This window comes from Microbacterium sp. NPDC058389 (genome assembly GCF_042722305.1).
In the GTDB taxonomy this organism is placed as follows: domain Bacteria; phylum Actinomycetota; class Actinomycetes; order Actinomycetales; family Microbacteriaceae; genus Microbacterium.
The window spans coordinates 384,643-401,611 of the sequence record NZ_JBHXJQ010000002.1 but is presented as its reverse complement, the minus strand read 5'-3'; the positions used below and the strand labels follow the sequence as shown (position 1 = coordinate 401,611).

16 protein-coding genes are annotated in these 16,969 nt (G+C 72.0%); 7 read left to right on the top strand and 9 right to left on the bottom strand.

All coding sequences use genetic code 11. The annotated features are described in order from the left end of the window. The first annotated feature begins 28 nt into the window (after positions 1-28). Both ACFWJ8_RS04695 and ACFWJ8_RS04690 read left to right on the top strand, forming a co-directional pair. Positions 29-994 carry a LysR family transcriptional regulator gene (locus ACFWJ8_RS04695; protein ID WP_378809477.1) on the top strand — a complete coding sequence of 322 codons (966 nt, stop codon included), beginning with the start codon at positions 29-31 and terminating at the stop codon, positions 992-994. Positions 995-1,043: 49 nt separating this feature from the next. Then, on the top strand, positions 1,044-1,331 hold the full coding sequence (locus ACFWJ8_RS04690; RefSeq protein ID WP_378809475.1) for a DUF1905 domain-containing protein: 288 nt from the start codon (positions 1,044-1,046) through the stop codon (positions 1,329-1,331). 19 nt (positions 1,332-1,350) lie between these two features. On the opposite strand, the gene arr is transcribed toward ACFWJ8_RS04690, so the two are convergent. From arr to ACFWJ8_RS04655, 7 genes are read right to left on the bottom strand one after another with little or no spacing between them, the layout of a single operon-like run. Further along, positions 1,351-1,761, bottom strand: coding sequence for an NAD(+)--rifampin ADP-ribosyltransferase (gene arr, locus ACFWJ8_RS04685; RefSeq protein ID WP_378809474.1), 411 nt, complete (start codon positions 1,759-1,761; stop codon positions 1,351-1,353). A 38-nt stretch (positions 1,762-1,799) separates the two neighbouring features. Continuing rightward, positions 1,800-2,156: a monovalent cation/H(+) antiporter subunit G gene (gene mnhG / locus ACFWJ8_RS04680; protein ID WP_378809473.1), complete on the bottom strand. Its 357-nt coding sequence runs from the start codon at positions 2,154-2,156 to the stop codon at positions 1,800-1,802. Beyond that, positions 2,156-2,422 (bottom strand): monovalent cation/H+ antiporter complex subunit F, encoded by a 267-nt coding sequence (locus tag ACFWJ8_RS04675; protein ID WP_378809472.1) that lies wholly within the window; start codon positions 2,420-2,422, stop codon positions 2,156-2,158. The genes mnhG and ACFWJ8_RS04675 overlap by 1 nt, the downstream gene beginning before the upstream one ends. Then, the gene (locus ACFWJ8_RS04670) at positions 2,419-3,090 is read right to left on the bottom strand and encodes a Na+/H+ antiporter subunit E (RefSeq protein ID WP_378809471.1); all 672 of its coding nucleotides are present in this window, start codon (positions 3,088-3,090) and stop codon (positions 2,419-2,421) included. Before ACFWJ8_RS04670 ends, ACFWJ8_RS04675 begins: the two co-directional genes overlap by 4 nt. After that, positions 3,087-4,676: a Na+/H+ antiporter subunit D gene (locus ACFWJ8_RS04665; protein ID WP_378809470.1), complete on the bottom strand. Its 1,590-nt coding sequence runs from the start codon at positions 4,674-4,676 to the stop codon at positions 3,087-3,089. Before ACFWJ8_RS04665 ends, ACFWJ8_RS04670 begins: the two co-directional genes overlap by 4 nt. Next, positions 4,673-5,290 (bottom strand): Na(+)/H(+) antiporter subunit C, encoded by a 618-nt coding sequence (locus tag ACFWJ8_RS04660; protein WP_378809469.1) that lies wholly within the window; start codon positions 5,288-5,290, stop codon positions 4,673-4,675. The genes ACFWJ8_RS04665 and ACFWJ8_RS04660 overlap by 4 nt, the downstream gene beginning before the upstream one ends. After that, on the bottom strand, positions 5,287-8,238 hold the full coding sequence (locus ACFWJ8_RS04655; RefSeq protein WP_378809468.1) for a Na+/H+ antiporter subunit A: 2,952 nt from the start codon (positions 8,236-8,238) through the stop codon (positions 5,287-5,289). Before ACFWJ8_RS04655 ends, ACFWJ8_RS04660 begins: the two co-directional genes overlap by 4 nt. Positions 8,239-8,514: 276 nt before the next feature. Here ACFWJ8_RS04655 and ACFWJ8_RS04650 point away from each other — a divergent pair, with 276 nt between their 5' ends. Then, positions 8,515-10,083: a hypothetical protein gene (locus ACFWJ8_RS04650; RefSeq protein ID WP_378809467.1), complete on the top strand. Its 1,569-nt coding sequence runs from the start codon at positions 8,515-8,517 to the stop codon at positions 10,081-10,083. Between the two features lie 15 nt (positions 10,084-10,098). Here the strand turns inward: ACFWJ8_RS04650 and ACFWJ8_RS04645 are convergent, their stop codons facing one another. After that, positions 10,099-11,181, bottom strand: a complete 1,083-nt coding sequence (locus ACFWJ8_RS04645) for a LacI family DNA-binding transcriptional regulator (protein ID WP_378809466.1) — start codon at positions 11,179-11,181, stop codon at positions 10,099-10,101. A 114-nt stretch (positions 11,182-11,295) separates the two neighbouring features. On the opposite strand from ACFWJ8_RS04645, the gene ACFWJ8_RS04640 reads away from it, so the two are divergent. Beyond that, on the top strand, positions 11,296-12,525 hold the full coding sequence (locus ACFWJ8_RS04640) for an MFS transporter (protein WP_378809465.1): 1,230 nt from the start codon (positions 11,296-11,298) through the stop codon (positions 12,523-12,525). A 130-nt stretch (positions 12,526-12,655) separates the two neighbouring features. On the opposite strand, the gene ACFWJ8_RS04635 is transcribed toward ACFWJ8_RS04640, so the two are convergent. Beyond that, on the bottom strand, positions 12,656-13,981 hold the full coding sequence (locus ACFWJ8_RS04635) for a MinD/ParA family protein (RefSeq protein ID WP_378809463.1): 1,326 nt from the start codon (positions 13,979-13,981) through the stop codon (positions 12,656-12,658). A 240-nt stretch (positions 13,982-14,221) separates the two neighbouring features. On the opposite strand from ACFWJ8_RS04635, the gene nucS reads away from it, so the two are divergent. The 3 genes from nucS to ACFWJ8_RS04620 all read left to right on the top strand — a co-directional run bounded on the left by nucS (position 14,222) and on the right by ACFWJ8_RS04620 (position 16,948). Then, entirely contained in the window at positions 14,222-14,917 is a 696-nt protein-coding gene (nucS, locus tag ACFWJ8_RS04630) for an endonuclease NucS (RefSeq protein ID WP_378809461.1), read from the top strand. Between the two features lie 62 nt (positions 14,918-14,979). Next, positions 14,980-15,684 (top strand): HAD hydrolase-like protein, encoded by a 705-nt coding sequence (locus ACFWJ8_RS04625; RefSeq protein ID WP_378809460.1) that lies wholly within the window; start codon positions 14,980-14,982, stop codon positions 15,682-15,684. Then, on the top strand, positions 15,677-16,948 hold the full coding sequence (locus ACFWJ8_RS04620) for a hypothetical protein (protein ID WP_378809459.1): 1,272 nt from the start codon (positions 15,677-15,679) through the stop codon (positions 16,946-16,948). Before ACFWJ8_RS04625 ends, ACFWJ8_RS04620 begins: the two co-directional genes overlap by 8 nt. Positions 16,949-16,969 lie beyond the last annotated feature (21 nt).

The following is a 16,969-nucleotide window of genomic DNA, read 5'->3' as shown; positions in this document are numbered from 1 at the left end:
ATCCTGCTTGAATCGATGCGCGTAAGCTATGGTCATGAACCTCGAGCAGCTGAGGGCGTTCGTCGAAGTGGCTCAGGTCGGCAATTTCACGCGCGCGGCGGAGAACCTCCACCTCGCGCAGCCCTCGCTGAGCCGGCAGATCACGACGCTGGAGCAGGACCTCGGTGCAGAGCTGTTCCACCGCGCCCGGCGCGGCAGCACGCTCACCGTCGCGGGCGAGTCGCTGCTCCCCCTCGCCCGCCGCATGCTCGCCGACGCCGACTCGGTGCGCCGCGAGCTCGCCGAGCTCGCAGGGCTCCAGCGCGGCCGGGTGCGCCTCGGTGCCACCCCCACGCTCTGCGTCAGCCTGGTGGCCGAGGTGTTCACCGCCTTCCACGCCGCACACCCCGCCATCGAGCTGCAGCTCTCCGAGCACGGGTCGCGACGACTCCTCGAGGAGCTCGGCGCCGGCGAGCTCGACCTCGCCCTCGTCACGACCTCCGACTCCGCGCCGCCCGAGCGCTTCACCGTGACCCCGCTGCTCGTCGAGGAGCTCGTCGTGATCTCCTCCCGCAGTGCACCGCCCGTGACCGACGGCGACACCATCGCGCTGGCCGACGTCGCCGCGCTGCCCCAGGTCGTGTTCAGCCGCGCCTACGACCTCCGCGCCGCCACCGACGCCGCGTTCCGCGCCGCCGGTCTCACGCCGCGCGCCGCCGTCGAGGGGGCGGAGATGGATGCCGTCCTGCGATTCGTCGAACGGGGGCTCGGGGTCGCCATCGTCCCGGCCATGGTGCTCGTCGAGCGACCCGGGCTGCGGGCGGTCCGGCTGCGCGACTCGACCCTGACCCGCACGATCAGCATGGCGCGACCCGCCGACATGGCCCCGACCGCCGCCGTCGCCGTCATGCAGCGCACGATCGCGCACACGGCGGCCGAGCTGGCCGCCGCGGCCGGCGAGACGATGCGGCCCGCCGATGTCGATCGCGGCGCCGCCCGATCGTCATCCCCGTGAGAGACCGCCGCGGGACATACTCGTGGGGACGCACCGACGGAGGACGACCATGGCTCGCACGACCGGACCGCTCGACATCCGCTTCACCGCCACCCTCGGCAAGGTGCGCGAAGGCGACACCTGGACGTGCGTCCAGCTGCCTGATTCCGCCACGATCTTCGGCACCCGCGGACTCGTCAAGGTCGCCGGCACCGTCGACGGCCACCCGTTCGAGGGCGCGTTCATGGCCCTCGGCGACGGCACCCACAAGCTGCCGATCGCCTCGGGCATCCGTCACGCGATCGGCAAGGCCGACGGCGACGAGGTCGACATCCACCTCACCGAGCGCCGGTCCTGACGGGTGGGTCCGCGGCGGGTCAGTTGATGATCGCGCCGCGCTCGTCGGAAGCCAGCTGTGTCAGGCGGTCGCGCCATTGCTGCAGCGCTTCCGGTGTCAGCCGCGTCCAGTCGAGCACCTCGCCCACGATCCGCAGCGGCTCCGTGCTCCGGTAGGAGCGCGTCGGGTTGCCCGGGAACTTCTTGTCGGTCACGTTCGGGTCATTCTCGAACGGGCCGGTCGGCTCCACGACGTAGACCCGCGGCTCGCCGTCGCCGGCGGCGAGCTCAGCGGCCAATCCCGCCCCGTCGCGCAGGGCGGTGAAGTAGATGTGGTTCATGACGACCTCGGGGCGGTAGTTCGAGCGGAACCCCGCGGTCAGCAGCTCGCCGTCGTGCAGATCGGCCTTCGTGCCGTGGAAGAACGGCCCCTCGTCCAGCGGTTGCGTCACGCGGACAGCCTAGGCGAGGAGTCAGCCGCCGATCGGGCTCAGCCGCCCGAGGCGGGAGGCGTGCGCTTGGAATCGGCGAGCTCGTCGACATGCAGCGACGTCTCGTCGATCGTCCCGTTGCGGTATGCCTGACGCCCGACCATGTGCGCCGACAGCGGCGCCGTGGCGAGCTGGATCAGCACCACCGGCACGAGGAACGCGACGACCGGCCACGACCGCAGCGACAGCGCCACTGCGAGGCAGATGAGGATCAGGCCGAGCACCTGGGGCTTGGTCGCCGCGTGCAGCCGTGTGGGCACGTCACGGAACCGCAGCACGCCGATGGCGGCGGTCAGGCACAGCAGCGCCCCGATGAGGATCAGGACCAGGGCGGCGACGTCGAGTGCGGCATCCATCAGCGTTCCTGGTCCCTTCTCGCGACGAACCGGGCGATCGAGATCGACCCGAACACGCCCACCGCGGCGATGATGAGCAGCACCGGCAGGGTGCGCGTGTGGTGGTTGATCGCCATCTCGGCGCCGAGCACGCACATCACCTCGGTCAGCAGGACATCGGATGCCACGGCCCGGTCGAGGATCGACGGCCCGATCACGATGCGCCACAGCGTCAGCAGCGCGGCGACCCCGAACACCACATAGATCGCGATCAGCATGACGTTCATCGCGCACCTCCGGTCGCTGAGCTCGACCCTCCGGTCGCTGAGCTCGACCCTCCGGTCGCTGAGCTCGACCCTCCGGTCGCTGAGCCTGTCGAAGCGCGCCCGGCGGCCGCCCCCTTGATCGCCTGCAGCTGCGCGCGCGAGCCGACGGCGCGGACGATCCGCTCCTCCCAGTGGTGCACGCTGGCGCGCTGCTTCTCGACGTCGGCGTCGTCGTGCACCCCGATGACGTGCAGGTACAGGATGCGGCGGTCACGATCGGTCTCGACGATGAGAGACCCCGGGATGAGGGATGCCGTCACGCCGACGTGGGTCATGATCAGGTCGTCGTCCGTCACGAGGTGCACCCCGATGATCGCCGTCCCCGGCTGCCGGCGGAAGTCGAGCACCTGCCACGCGACGGTGAGCGAGCCCTGCACGACCGCGACGAGGAACTCGACGACGAACACGAGGCCCCACCACAGGTTGACGCGGCCCGACAGCTCGACCGGCGGCAGCCGGAACACCCGCGTGACGACGATCGCCGCGATCAGCCCGGAGAGGAACGCGAGCCACGTGAACTGGCCCCACAGCAGCATCCACAGGGCGATCAGCCAGACGAAGAAGGGCAGCTGACGCCACGCGGTCGCGGCCGCGCGGCGCAGCCGGCTCTGGGGCAGGTCGGGGCTCACGGGGCCTTCTCCGTCCCGGCCGAGTCGTCCTGCAGCTGCGTGAGCGACACCGGTTCCAGCAAGGCCTCGCCGATGCGGTTGCACACGTCGTAGAGGGGCCCGGCGAACACGGTCAGCGCGACCGTGATGGCCACCATGCCGGTGGTGGCGGCGGTCATGATCTTGGGGATGACGCGACGCTCGGTCTCGACGCCGGCGGCGGGCGCGGCGCCCAGGTACGAGATGCGGGCCTCGGTCTCGGCCGAGTCCTCGTCCTCGCGCCAGAACGCCAGGTTCCACGCGCGCATGAGGGCGTACAGGGTCAGCAGGCTCGTGACGATGCCGCCCACCATGAGCACGATCATGATCGGGGTGCCGACCTGTGCCGCGGCGTCGAACAGCGCGAACTTGCCGATGAAGCCCGAGAACGGCGGCAGCCCGCCCAGGTTGATCGCGGGGATGAAGTAGAGCACGGCGATCACCGGCGCGGCCTTCATGAGGCCCTTGACTCTCAGGATCGAGGTCGACCCGGCTCTTCGCTCGACGAGGCCGACGGCGAGGAACAGGGTCGTCTGCACCACGATGTGGTGGACCATGTAGTAGATCGTCGCGCCGATCGCCGCGGGCGTCGCGATCGCGAGCCCGAAGATCATGTAGCCGATGTGGCTCACGAGCGTGAACGACAGGATGCGTTTGAGCTCGGCCTGTGCGACCGCACCCAGGACCCCGACGATCATCGTCGCGAGCGCGACGAACATGAGCAGCATGTTGACGTCGTTGTCGAGGAACATCTCGGTCTCGGTGCGGATGATCGCGTAGACGCCGACCTTGGTCAGCAGGCCAGCGAACACCGCCGTGACCGGCGCGGGCGCCGTCGGGTACGAGTCCGGCAGCCAGAACGACAGCGGGAAGACGGCGGCCTTGATGCTGAACGCCAGCAGCAGCATCAGGTGCAGCACGAGCTGGGTCTGCTGCGGCAGCTCGCCCATGCGCTCGGAGATCTGCACCATGTTGACCGTGCCGAGGGCGCCGTAGATCATCGCGATCGCCGCGAGGAACAGGATCGACGACACCAGCGACACGACGATGTAGACGACGCCGGTGCGGATGCGCGATTCGGTCGAGCCGAGCGTGATGAGCACGTACGACGCGACGAGCAGGATCTCGAAACCGACGTAGAGGTTGAAGAGGTCGCCGGCGATGAAGGCGTTGAAGATGCCGGCGCCGAGGATCAGGTACGACGGGTGGAAGATCGAGACCGGGGTGTCGTCGTCGCCGTCGGCGGCGCCCTGCCCGATCGAGAAGAGCAGGACCGCGAGCAGCACGACGCTGGACACCACGACGAGCAGCGCCGACAGCCGGTCGACGTACAGCACGATGCCGAACGGGATGGGCCACCCGCCCACCGACACCGCGATCGGCTTGTCGCCGGTGTCGACGACGTACAGCAGGATCGCCGCGATGACGAGCACGGCGGTGAGCGTCACGACCGAGACCACGACCTGCGTCCGGCGATGGCGGCCGGCGATGAGGGCGATCGCCGCGCCCAGCAGCGGCAGCGTGACCAGCAGCGGGACGAGCGCGGGGGCGATGGTCGTCATGCTCATGCGTCGCCTCCGTCCTCATCGCGCTTGTCGTCGGTCTGGATGCCGGTCCCCCGGGGCTCGTCGCCGGTCCGGGTGGCGGCATCCCGTCCCCCGCCCTGTTCGGGACGGTCGACCGGGGCGTCGTCGCGGAGCCCCGCGAAGTCGCGGGCGCCGAGGATCGTGATCGGGGCCGTTGCCGTGCCGACGAAGTCGGTGGTGGTCTCGTCGTCGGCGTCCTCGATCTCGATCTCTTCGTCGATCGCGTCCTCGGCGAGCGCGCCGCGCTCGCGCACCTCGAGATCGGCCTCGTCGTCGGTCACGGTGTCGGCCTGGCCGAGCTGCCACGAGCGGTAGATCAGGGCGAGCAGGAACGCCGAGACGGCGAACGTGATGACGATCGCGGTGAGCGTGAGGGCCTGCGGCAGCGGGTCAGACATGTCGTCGACGTCCTTCGCCGCCCCGAAGAAGGGCGCGACGCCGGGTGCCCCCATGACGATGAGCAGCAGCAGGTTGGTCGCGTTGCCGAGCAGCAGGAAGCCGATGAGCACACGGGTCAGGCTGCGTTCGAGCATCGCGTACACGCCGCACGCGAAGAGCACGGCCATGACGATGATGAGGATGAGCGAGACGTTCACGGCACGCTCACCTCCTCCTTCGAACCCGGTCCTTGGGCCTGCTCGCGGGCCTCCAGCGCCTGCCGGTCGACCTCGGCGCCGAGGCTGCGCAGCACGTCGAGCACCAGGCCGATGACGACGAGGTACACGCCGATGTCGAACAGCGTCGAGGTGACGAATTCGACGTGGCCGAGCACCGGGACCGTGCCCTCCCAGAAGTAGCTGGTGAGGGGCTGGTCGCCGAAGAACACCGGCACCACCGCGCACGCGACGGCGATCGTCATGCCGGTGCCCAGCAGGCGCCCGGCGTCGGTGGGCGCGGCGGCGCCCAGCTCGTACCGGCCGCCGGCGATGTATCGCATGACCAGGGCCATTCCGGCCACGAGTCCGCCGGCGAAGCCGCCGCCGGGCAGGTTGTGACCGGCGAACAGCAGGTACAGCGACACGATGATGATCGTGTGGAAGAGGATCCGCACGATCACCTCCAGCATGATCGAGCGGTTCTCGGGCCGCACGCGCTGCCCGCCGACGAGCCACGCCATCGGGCCGCCGCCGGTGCCGCGCGGCTTCACGCCCTCATCGGTCTCGACCAGCGGCCGCCGTGTGCGGATGGCGTCCGTCGGAAGTGACGAGATCGCCCGCGACAGCGTGTCGGCGCGGTGCGTCACGAACACGAGGGATGCCACACCCGTCGCCGCGAGGATCAGCACCGACAGCTCGCCCATGGTGTCCCAGCCGCGCAGGTCGACGAGGGCGACGTTCACGACGTTCTTGCCATGGCCGAGCTCGTACGCGAGATCGGGGAAGCGCTCGGAGATCGGCTTCTCGACGCGGGCACTCGTGGCCACGATCGCGACGAGCGCCATCGTGATGCCCACGGCGGCGCCGAGCACGGCGCGCGCGACGGGCCACACCGACGCGTTGTGCTCCCCCATGCGCGACGGGATGCGGCGCAGCACGAGGGCGAAGGCCACGAGCGTCACGGTCTCGACGAGGATCTGCGTGAGGGCGAGGTCGGGGGCGCCGCTCGTCGCGAACAGCAGGACCATGCCGAGGCCCGTCACCGACACCAGCACGACGCCCGTATACCGCTTGCGGGCGCGGATGGCGATGAGGCCCGCGGCGATCATGATCGGGGCGACGAACAGCTGCATGGGCGTCTGGTAGGCGTCCAGCTGTGCGCGCCACTCGTCGCCCGCGAGCAGCGCCGTGGCCTCGGCAGCGACGAACACGACGAAGATCGTGCCGACGTACACGGGCAGCGAACCGCGCTGGGTGAGTCCGGTGATGACCACCGACAGGCGCGCGATGGCGCGGAGCGTGCCGTTGTACGCGTCGGCGGCCGTGAACGGCAGCAGGCGCTTCGCGGGGCGCCAGCCGCGGGTCAGCCAGAACACGACGGCGCCGAGCGCGATCGAGGCGAGCGAGATCCACAGCGCGGGTTCGAACCCGTGCCACAGCGCAAGGTGCGCGGCGTGCTCGGGCGCCGGCACGCCGGGCGTCGAGAGCGGTGCGGTGTCGGCGTACGGCGTGAACACCTTGTCGAGCCACGGTGCCGCGAAGCCCGCGACCAGCGTCAGCCCCGACAGCGCGATGGGCGCGACCAGGAATCCGATCGGCGGATCGGGCCACTCCGTGTCGGGCAGGCGGTCGCCGGCTGCGTCCCGCTTGGTCGCGAACGCGCCCCACAGGAACCGGATGCCGTAGCCCGCGGTCAGCACCGAGCCCAGGGCGATCCCCGCCACCGCGACGATGCCCCACACCGCGCCGCCCATCGCCTCGTCGAGGAGCGCGGCCAGCGCGCCCTCCTTCGCGACGAAGCCGATCGTGGGGATGAAGCCCACCATCGACGCCACCGCGATGATCGAGAAGGTCGCCATGACCGGCGCCTGGCGACCGACGCCCGAGAGCTCGGTCAGATCACGGGTCGACAGCTGCCGGTCGATGACGCCGACGACGAGGAACAGCGCCGACTTGAACAGCGCATGGCTCAGCAGCAGGGCGAGACCTGCGAGGGCGGCATCCCTCGTCCCGTACCCGAGCACGACGGTCAGCATGCCGAGCTGGCTCACCGTGCCGAACGCGAGGACGCGCTTGAGGTCGGTCTCGCGCAGCGCCTGGAACCCGCCGAGCAGCATCGTGAACACACCCAGGGCGACCACGATCGGCCGCCACGGGGCGGCGATGGCGAACACCGGAGCGAACCGCGCGATGAGGTAGATGCCCGCCTTCACCATCGCGGCGGCGTGGAGGTACGCGCTGACCGGGGTGGGGGCGGCCATCGCGCCGGGCAGCCAGAAGTGGAAGGGGAAGATGGCCGACTTGCTGAGCGCGCCGACGAGGATCATGATCAGCGCGGCGTCGACGACCGCGCCGGTCGGGGCATCGGCGAGGATCTGCGAGACGCTCGACGTGCCGGCCGCGACGACGAGCAGCACGACGCCGATCAGCATCACGAGACCGCCGAGCGTCGTCACCAGCAGCGCCTGCAGGGCCGCTCGACGACTCGCCGCGCGCTTGTTGTAGTACCCGATGAGAAGGTACGACAGTACGCTCGTGATCTCCCAGAACATCACGAGCACGACGAGGTCGTCGGTGAGCACCAGGCCGTACATCGCGCCGGCGAAGGCCAGCAGCACCGCCGCGAACTGACCGAGGTTCTCGCGCTTGCCCCGGAAGTACCAGCGGCAATAGATCATCACGAGCGCGCCGACGCCCGTGACCACGAGCGTCATGAGCCACGACAGCGTGTCCATGCGCATCGACAGGTCGATGTGCAGCGACGGGATCCAGGCGTATGTCTCGAACGGAATATCGCCCGCCAGCACGACGGGGGTGAGCACTGCCGCATGGACGAAGCCCGTGATCGGCAGGATCGCCGCGAGGTAGAACGCCCGTGCCCCGATGCGCGACACGAACCACGGAAGCAGGAGCGGAAGGACCGCGAACGCGCCGAGCACGAGGAGCATCCATGGCCTCCTCGGGGTCGTCGGCCGGCAGGCGTCCGGGCAGGACGGCAGGCCATGGCGATCGGGGTGTCTGCTCCATCCTACGGGCGGCACGCACCCCGGGCCGCCCGTGACGCCGAATCCGTCGCTCATTCTCCGGCGACCGCGCACGGTCGGCAGCCCCCATGAGCGGAGGTGAGCCGGTCCGTGGTGGCACCGGGCGGCTCCGGTTCGCGGGTCGGCTCACGTCCGCGTTCGAGGGAGGGGTGGCGACCCCGGCCGTGCCAGAGTGTCAGGGTGAACGGCACGGAGACCCGGCAGCGGAGCGGACTGTCGCGCGGCGCGCGTGAGCTGCTCGGCTGGGTGGTGGCCGCCGCGATCGCGATCGCGGTCGTCGCCGCCGTGGCGTCATCGGGGCGGTCGGAGCTGCTGTTCCGCGACGGCGACTCGATGGTGACGACGCTCGTGCTGCACTCGCTGGCGGTGGCGCAGCCGCAGGACTGGGCGATGTCGTCGGTGCTGTTCCTCCCCGAGCTCGCGGTGCTGTGGCTGCTCTCGCTCCTGGGGCTCGGCGTGAACGGCACACTCGCCCTCGCCGGAGTGGTCAACGTCGTGGCGCTGTACGGCGCACTGCGCGTGGCAGCCGGATCGGCGGCACGGGCTCGCGCGCCGATCGCGGGCGCGCTGGTCGCACTCGGCGCGTTCGGACTGCTCGCCGCGTCCGAGGGGTCGCCCTCGCGCGACGCCCTCGAACTGGCGTCGTTGCTCGTCACCACGACGTACTACAGCGCCACCGTCGTCGGCGTGGTGCTGGCGGTCGGGCTCGCCCGGCGCGCGCTCGATCACCGAGTTGTCCCCCGCGATGTTTCACGTGGAACACGGCCTGCGTGGGCCGCCATGATCGGTCTCGGGCTCGTGGCCGCGGCATCCGTCCTCACCAATCCGCTGTTCGCCGTATGGGCGACCGTCCCGCTGGGCATCGTCCTCGCCGTCGTCGGAATTCGCCGGCGCGACGGCTGGTGGCTCGCGGCCGCTCTCGCCGTCGGCTCGATCGTCGGCTACACAGCACGGATCCCGCTCGCCGGCCTCATCGCGAACACGGGGGCGGGCTACGCCGACCCGTCGCAGTGGCTCGCCTCGCTGGAGTACTACGGCGCGCTGCTCGCCGACCGCGGGGCCGCGCCATGGGGTGCGGCATCCCTCGTCGCGGTTTTCCTGTTGTGGGCCTGGAGCATCGCGGCCACCGTGCTGCTCGCCCGCCGTCGCGACGTGGGAGCAGCGGTCGTCGCCGCGTGCGGCTGGGCGATGCCGCTGCTCGTCACCGTCGGCGCGATCGTCCTGGGCACGCACGCCGCACGCTATCTGCAGCCGGCCCTGTTCGCCCCGCTGCTCGGGCTCGTGGTGCTGCCGGGCCTCCTCCCCGGACGCCTGCCCTCGACGCGGCCGGTCGCCGCCATCAGCATCTCGGCGGTGGCCCTCGTCGCGGCCGCGGGACTCGGCATCCCGTCCCTCGCCGCCGCGGCGACGACGCCCGACCGCGACCTGGAATGCGTCGTGCAGTGGACCGAGGACTCCGGCCGCACCGGGGCCGGGCAGTTCTGGACGATCCGGCTTCCGAAGACGCACCTCGCCGACCCGCGCGGGCTCGTGCAGCTCGACCACCAGCTGCGCGGCTACGCGTGGCTCGTGAACCGCGACGACTTCACCGTGGGCGAGGTGACGTTCCTGGTGACCGACGCCCAGTCCCCCGCGTTCGAGCTCCCCGCCGGCGTCAGCATGGCCGACGCCGAGCTCACATCATGCGGCCGCTACACGATCGCCGACTTCGGCGACCACCCTCTGCCCATCGGCCCGCTGCGCTCGTGACGCCGCGCCGAGTCCTCACTCCGGCGCAGGACCGGTGGTATTCCCTTCGCGGAATGTGCACGTGAAGCGGATGGATGCCGCCGGCCGGCCCTCCAGCATCGCGGCGACGGCGGCACCCGCGGCGCGGCCCTTGTCGGTCGCCGGCTGCACGGCCGTCGCGAGCTCGTACGGGGCGAGGCCGTCGACGACGATCCCGTCGAAGCCCGTCACGCTGACGTCCTCGGGCACGCGCAGCCCCGCCTCTTCCGCGGCGCGGATGACGCCGGCGGCGAGCAGGTCGCTCTGCGCGAGGACGGCCGTGGGGCGGCGCTCGGGGTCGGCGAAGATCTCGCGCCCGGCAGCGAGTCCCTCGTCGATGAAGCTGCCGGCCGCGGCGTAGGTCGCGGCATCCGGGAACACGTCCAGCGCACCGGCCAGCCGGTCACGCGTGACGTCCACCGTCACGGCGGTGTCGTCGCCGAGCCAGCCGCGCTCCCAGTCGACGCGCGCGGGCAGCGATACCACGGCGACCCGGCGGTGGCCGAGCGCACGCAGGTGGCTCGCCAGCTGTCGCTGCGCCTCACGGTTGTCGAGATCGATGCGGGGCACGTCGTCGCCGGCATCGCCCTCGATGACGACGACCGGGATGCCGCGGGCCTTCACGGTCTCGAGCGACTCGCGCAGCATGCCGCTGCATCCGATGAGCACGGCGGCGTCGAGCGGGGCCGTGGTGAGCGAGGGGCCGGCGGTGAGCGCGGACTCGGCGGCCGAGGGCTCGTGGTCGCGCAGCAGCAGCAGGCCCGCACCGAGCGGCGCGACGGCGTCGGCGAGCCCGTCCATCATGAGCGTCTTGACCGGGTCGAGGAAGGCCTGACCGAGGTGCTCCTCGAACACCACGCCGACGATGCCGGAACGGCCGCGGCGCAGCGAGGCGGCGCGCGGGTCGGGGCCGGTGTAGCCGAGCGTCGCGGCGGCGTCGAGCACGCGGCGCCGGGTCGCGTCCGAGACCGGGGTCTTGCGGCTGAACACGACCGACGCGGTCGACGGCGAGACGCCGGCCTCGCGGGCGACGTCCGAGATCGTGGCACGGCGGGTGGTGCCGGTGTCCTGTCGGCTCATGTCGGGACTGCGCTCGTTTCGTGACGACTCTCGTCGAGACCGATGTTAGCCCGTCGCCCGAACCGGGGTCGAATCGATTCGAACTTTGTCGAATCGATTCGGTACGATGTGCGGATGGATACCGCGCTCACCCGTCGACAGCTGGTCGCCTGGCGTACCGCCATCTTCGCGATCTTCCTCACCATGGGGGTCGGATTCGCGTCGTGGGCGTCGCGGCTGCCCGCGGTGAAGGGCGACCTCGGCATCAACGACCTGCAGGTCGGCGTCCTGCTCTTCGTGTCGGGCGCCACGTCGATCGTGGGCCTGTCCCTGGCCAATGTGATCGTCGCGCGCTGGGGCGCCCGGCGCGGCATGTTCGCGACGATCATCACCTTCGGCCTCGGCGTGCTGGTCGCAGGCGTGGGTGTGGAGTTCGTCGGGTCGTACATCGTCACCGCCGTGGGGCTGGGACTCATGGGTCTCGGCATGAGCGCCACCGACGTCATGATGAACGTCGAGGCCGCCGCCGTCGAGCAGGCGTTCGAGCGCACGCTCATGCCGCTGTTCCACGCCTTCTTCAGCCTCGGCACGGTCGTCGGCGCCGGCCTGGGCGTCGCGATGGCCGCGGCCGGCATCGGCGTCGGCTGGCACCTGACCGGTGCGGGAGTGCTCGTCACCGTGGCGGGCCTGCTGTCGCTGCGGGCCGTGCCGGTGCGCGAGAGCATGCACGACGACGCCACCACCACCGTGACGCGCCGCGAGCGCTTCGCCGAGGTGGCGGCGGTGTGGCGCGACCCGCGCACCTACGCCATCGGCGCCATCATGCTCGGCATGGCCTTCGCCGAGGGCAGCGCGAACGACTGGCTCACGATCGCGATGGTCGACGGCCATGCCCAGACCGAGGCCGTCGGCGCCATCGCGCTGACGGTGTTCTCGGTCGCGATGACCACGTTCCGCATCCTCGGCGGTCCGCTCGTCGATCGGATCGGTCGCGTCTGGTCGTTGCGCATCCTGTCGATCGCCGCCGGCGTCGGCCTCGTCATGTTCATCCTCGCGCCGAACCTCCCGATCGCCTTCATCGGCATCGCGCTGTGGGGCGCCGGCGCCTCGCTCGGCTTCCCCCTGGGCATGTCGGCGGCGGCCGACGACCCGCGCAAGGCGGCGGCGTCGGTGTCGGCCGCGGCCACCATCGGCTACCTCGCGTTCCTGTGCGGCCCGCCGATCCTCGGCTGGATCAGCCACGAGATCGGCATCCTGCCGACGCTGTGGATCATCGTGGGGCTCATCGCGATGTCGGGGCTGGCCTCGGGCGCGGCGAAGCCGATCGCCGGCTCGAAGGTCGGCGCAGGGCACGCCCACCACTGACGCCCGACGACGGATCGCCCCGGGCGTCCGGCGCGGTCTCAGCGGTGCGGCATCCGGGAGCAGGCGGGCTCGCGACCGATCGCGAGCCGCGGCTGTGGCTGTGACGCCCCGCCCACGCCCGGTGCGCGGGTCAGAGCCGGTCGGCCACCGTCGCCGCGACAGTGAGCCACGCGTCGCGCGTCTCGGGTGCGAGCGCGTCGAAGTCGATGGGGCCGCCGTCGACGAGCGAGGGATCGAACGGCGCCTTCACGACGGCCGAGGTCACCTGCTCGAAGTGCTGCGCCAGTCGCGCCTCGAGCTCGCGGTCCGGGCGCGACGACGGCGCGGTCAGCACCGTGACCGCCTCGTCGATCTTCCGGCCGAAGCCCTTCTCACGCAGCCCGTCCAGCAGCCATGCGGCGCTGGCGGCGGTGTCTTCGCGGACCGTCGACACGATCACGAGCTGGTCGGCGGCCGCGACCGCGGCGACCCAGTTCGAGGCGCGCATGTTGTTGCCGGTGTCGACGATCATCAGACGGTAGTAGCGGCGCAGCAGCGCGTGCAGCCGGTCGAAGGCCGCCGAGTCGATCGTCGAGGAGGCCGCGGCGTCCTCGTCCGATGCCAGCACGTCGAATCGGGCGTCGACCTGCGTGCGCACGTAGTGGTCGAGTGCGGCAAGGCTCGAGCCGCGGAAGTTCGAGGACTCGTCGAGGTCTTCGAGCAGGTCGACGGCCGTGCGGTGGTGCGGCGCGTTCTGCGCCCGCCAGCCCAGCGTCCCCCGGGTCTCGTTGTTGTCCCACGCGAGGGTCGCGCCGCCGCGCAGCGTGCCGAACGTCGCGGCCAGCAGCAGCGTGCTCGTCGTCTTGTGCGCGCCGCCCTTCGGGTTCAGCACCACGATCGTGCGCGGCGCGTCCAGGCGACGCTGGACGCGCTTCTCACGGTCGAGCCGCGAGCGCTCCGCACGGCCGGGGGCGGGCGAGATCAGGCCGCCGGTCGCGCGCCGCACGGCCGCCTGCCACCCCTCGGTCGCCCGCGCGCGGGTGGTCCCGCCGCGCGAGTCGAGCAGGTCCTGCACCGTGGGGCGCGCCTCGGGCTCGGGTGCGGCGGGCGCGGCTGCGGGTGACACGGCCGCGGCCGCGGCGGACACCGGCGTCGGAGCGGTCACTGCGGACACCGGGGTGGACGCCGGTGCGGGGATGCCGGCAGCATCCTCGGGCACGACGGCCGCGGCCTCGAGCTCCTCCGCGAAGGTGCCGTCCGGGTGGACGACGAGCGGCCAGCGGGACGAACCCTCGACGAGAGTGGCGTGCGCGGGCTCCCCGGCGGACGCGGCCAGCTGCCGGATCTCCTCCACGACCCGGTCGCGCAGGGCGAGGCTGTCGGGGGCGACGACCTCCGCGACGTCGGTGCCGACGTGAAGCTCGGCGACGGTGCTGGACAGGATGTGCACGGTCGCGTCGGGCAGACGTGAGTTCATCGGTTCTTCTCCGGGCGATGAGGCGTGTGAGCCGGGGCCAGGGGCCCGCAGCAGGGGGTCGGCGACGGGCTCATCGATCCGTCAGGATCGCAGCGTCGACCGACGTCGCAGATGCGACACGGAGCCTTACGCTATCCGACGAGTCTGCGGGCAAGCTGAGGCGAGGCCCACAGGCGCCGGACCGGACCCGGCGGCCCGCCCGCGAGCCCGCGGCGCACCGCCCCGGGCTAGGCTCATCGGGTGCGTCTCGTCATCGCCCGCTGCTCCGTCGATTACACCGGGCGGCTCAATGCCCACCTGCCGCTGGCGACGCGCCTGCTGGTGCACAAGGGCGACGGCTCGCTCCTGGTGCACTCCGACGGCGGCTCGTACAAGCCGCTCAACTGGATGAGCCCGCCGTGCCGACTCGACGTCGAGGAGCCCGACGAGGAGTCCGCGTCGGCCGGTGTGCTCGAGCACTGGCGCGTGACCCACGCGAAGACCGGCGATGCACTGCTCGTGCGCATCTACGAGGTGCTGCACGACTCGTCGCACGAGCTCGGCATCGACCCGGGCCTGCAGAAGGACGGCGTCGAGGCGGACCTGCAGCGCCTGCTCGCCGAGCAGGTCGACGTGATCGGCGAGAACCTGACGCTCGTTCGGCGCGAGTTCCCCACCGCGATCGGCCCGGTCGACCTGCTGCTGCGCGACCCGGCGGGCGGCACGATCGCCGTCGAGGTGAAGCGCCGGGGCGACATCGACGGCGTCGAGCAGCTCACCCGCTACCTCGAGCTGCTCGGGCGGGATCCTCACCTTGCGCCGGTCACCGGCGTGTTCGCCGCGCAGGAGATCAAGCCGCAGGCGAAGGTGCTGGCGGCCGACCGCGGCATCCGCTGCGTCACCCTCGACTACGAGGGCATGAAGGGCATCGAGTCGGGCGCGCCCCGGCTGTTCTGAGCTGCGGGCGGTTCTGAAAGCGTCCCGGGGCGCCGGCCCGCTGCTCGCCTAGGCTGGAGGGCATGCCGAGCCGATCTCCGTGGACATGCATCCTGTGGGACGTCGACGGGACGGTCGTCGACGCCTCCGACGGGATCCTGCGCCGCCTCACCATCGCGCTCGAGCACTTCGGCAAGCGTCCGCCCACCCGCGCGGAGCTCGTGCACTGGATCGGACCGCCGATGTTCGAGTCGTTCCAGGTCAACGTGGGCATGACGCCCGAGGAGTCCACCGAGGCGGTGAGGTTCTACCGCGGCCTCAACAAGATCGACGGCTACACGACGGGCGCCAAGCTGTTCCCCGGCGTGGGCGAGCTGATCCGGGATGCCGCGGCCGCCGGCATCCCGCAGGCCACCGCCAGTTCCAAGCCCGAGGTGCAGGTCGTGGCGCTCATGGAGCACTTCGACCTGACGAGCTCGCTCACCGCGATCGTCGGGGCTTCGCCGGACGAGAGGACGCTGAGCAGCAAGGCCGACGTGGTCGCCGAGGCGCTGCGCCGGCTGCAGGCGGCCGGGGTCGACACGAGTCGGCCCGTCCTGGTGGGCGATCGCCACCACGACGTCGAGGGCGCCGCCGAGCACGGCGTGCCCGTCATCTTCGTACGGTGGGGGTTCAGCTGGCCGCACGAGTCCGAGGGTGCCCAGGCGGTCGTCGACGACGTCGACCAGCTGCGCGCGCTGCTGCTGTTCGGCGAGCCCGCAGAAGCCCTCGAGGGTGCGGATGACTGACCCCGCCGGAGCGTTCCTCGGCTGGCTGGTACCGGCCGCGGTCGTGTTCGGCATCACGGCGATCGCGATCGCCGTGATCGTCTGGGCGGTGCGCCGGGCGCGCCGATCCCCCCGCGCCCGCGCAGCGGCGGAGCAGGCCCGCACCCGCGCCGGCACGACGCTGGTGCGTCTGGACGACGAGGTCGGCGAGCTCGACCTCGAAGTGGGGCTGTCGGGCGCCCTGTACGGCGGAGATGCGCCGGCATCGCTGCGCCGGGCGCGCCTCACCGCGCAGCACGTGCGCGACGACGCCTTCGAGGAGTACCGCACGATCAGCGCGCCGGGCGTCGCCCCCGCCGAGATCGCCCGCGCGGCCGCCCGCATCGACCGTCGCGCCGGCGAGGCCCTCGCCGCCGTCGCGGCGGCCCGCGCCGAGCACGGCGCCTGGGTGCGCACGAACGTGTCGGCTGCCGGCCAGATCGACGCCGCCCGCCGGCGGCTGGCCGACCTGCGCGCGACCATGGGGGATCCGGCCGCACTCGTCGCCGATCTGTCGTCCCGCTTCGCCGAGGAGGAGTGGCGGGATGCCTCGCACGCGGCTCATGCGGCGCTGGCAGAGGTCACCGAGGCTGGGCGTCTGCTCGACGCCGCGGCCTCACGCGCCGCGGATCCCTCGTTGAGCGCGCTTCCCGACCTCGCGGCCGCGGAGCGGGCGCTGCGCAAGGCCGAGAGCGACGCGCGTCACCTCGAAGAGACCCACCGGCTCGTGCTGCAGGCCGCGCAGGCCGTGCCCGACGAGATCGCCGGAGCACGCGCCGCGCTGGCCTCCGCCTCCCACACCCGGCAGAACCTCGAGCCCGCCGACACCGAGCGCCTCGGGGGCGAGCTCCATGCGATCGAAGCGGAGCTGGACCGCGTCGAAGCGGATGCCGCCCGCCGGCCGACGCGCACGGTCGACGCCATCGCCCGCCTGCGGGGCCGGCTCGACCTCGCGCTCGGCGACGCCCGCACCGCGCAGCAGCGTCTGCGCGGTGCGCGCACGGCGCTCCCGGGCACCCTCGCGGCCGCGCGCGGCGCGATCGCCCAGGCGGAGGCATCCGTCGCCCACTCCCGCGCCGGAGCCGACGCGCGCTCGAGGCTCCTCTCGGCCCAGCACGAGCTCGCGCAGGCGCGCCAGGCGGCCGACCCGGTCGCCGCGATCGACGCCGCACGCCGCGCACTGCGCGACGCGGAGGACGCCAAGGCGCTGGCCGACTACGCCCGCCTGGCATCGCCCGGCCGCTAGCCGCCTGGAGCGGCAGCCGGC

Excerpts from the sequence above, each read along its gene's own strand:
- ACFWJ8_RS04655 (WP_378809468.1), bottom strand. The coding sequence starts at position 8,238 with ATGCTCCTCGTGCTCGGCGCGTTCGCGGTCCTTCCGCTCCTGCTTCCG.
- mnhG (WP_378809473.1), bottom strand. The coding sequence starts at position 2,156 with ATGGATGCCGCACTCGACGTCGCCGCCCTGGTCCTGATCCTCATCGGG.
- ACFWJ8_RS04625 (WP_378809460.1), top strand. The coding sequence starts at position 14,980 with ATGCCGAGCCGATCTCCGTGGACATGCATCCTGTGGGACGTCGACGGG.
- ACFWJ8_RS04640 (WP_378809465.1), top strand. The coding sequence starts at position 11,296 with ATGGATACCGCGCTCACCCGTCGACAGCTGGTCGCCTGGCGTACCGCC.
- ACFWJ8_RS04695 (WP_378809477.1), top strand. The coding sequence starts at position 29 with ATGGTCATGAACCTCGAGCAGCTGAGGGCGTTCGTCGAAGTGGCTCAG.
- ACFWJ8_RS04675 (WP_378809472.1), bottom strand. The coding sequence starts at position 2,422 with ATGAACGTCATGCTGATCGCGATCTATGTGGTGTTCGGGGTCGCCGCG.
- ACFWJ8_RS04665 (WP_378809470.1), bottom strand. The coding sequence starts at position 4,676 with ATGAGCATGACGACCATCGCCCCCGCGCTCGTCCCGCTGCTGGTCACG.
- ACFWJ8_RS04620 (WP_378809459.1), top strand. The coding sequence starts at position 15,677 with ATGACTGACCCCGCCGGAGCGTTCCTCGGCTGGCTGGTACCGGCCGCG.
- ACFWJ8_RS04690 (WP_378809475.1), top strand. The coding sequence starts at position 1,044 with ATGGCTCGCACGACCGGACCGCTCGACATCCGCTTCACCGCCACCCTC.
- ACFWJ8_RS04645 (WP_378809466.1), bottom strand. The coding sequence starts at position 11,181 with ATGAGCCGACAGGACACCGGCACCACCCGCCGTGCCACGATCTCGGAC.
- ACFWJ8_RS04635 (WP_378809463.1), bottom strand. The coding sequence starts at position 13,981 with ATGAACTCACGTCTGCCCGACGCGACCGTGCACATCCTGTCCAGCACC.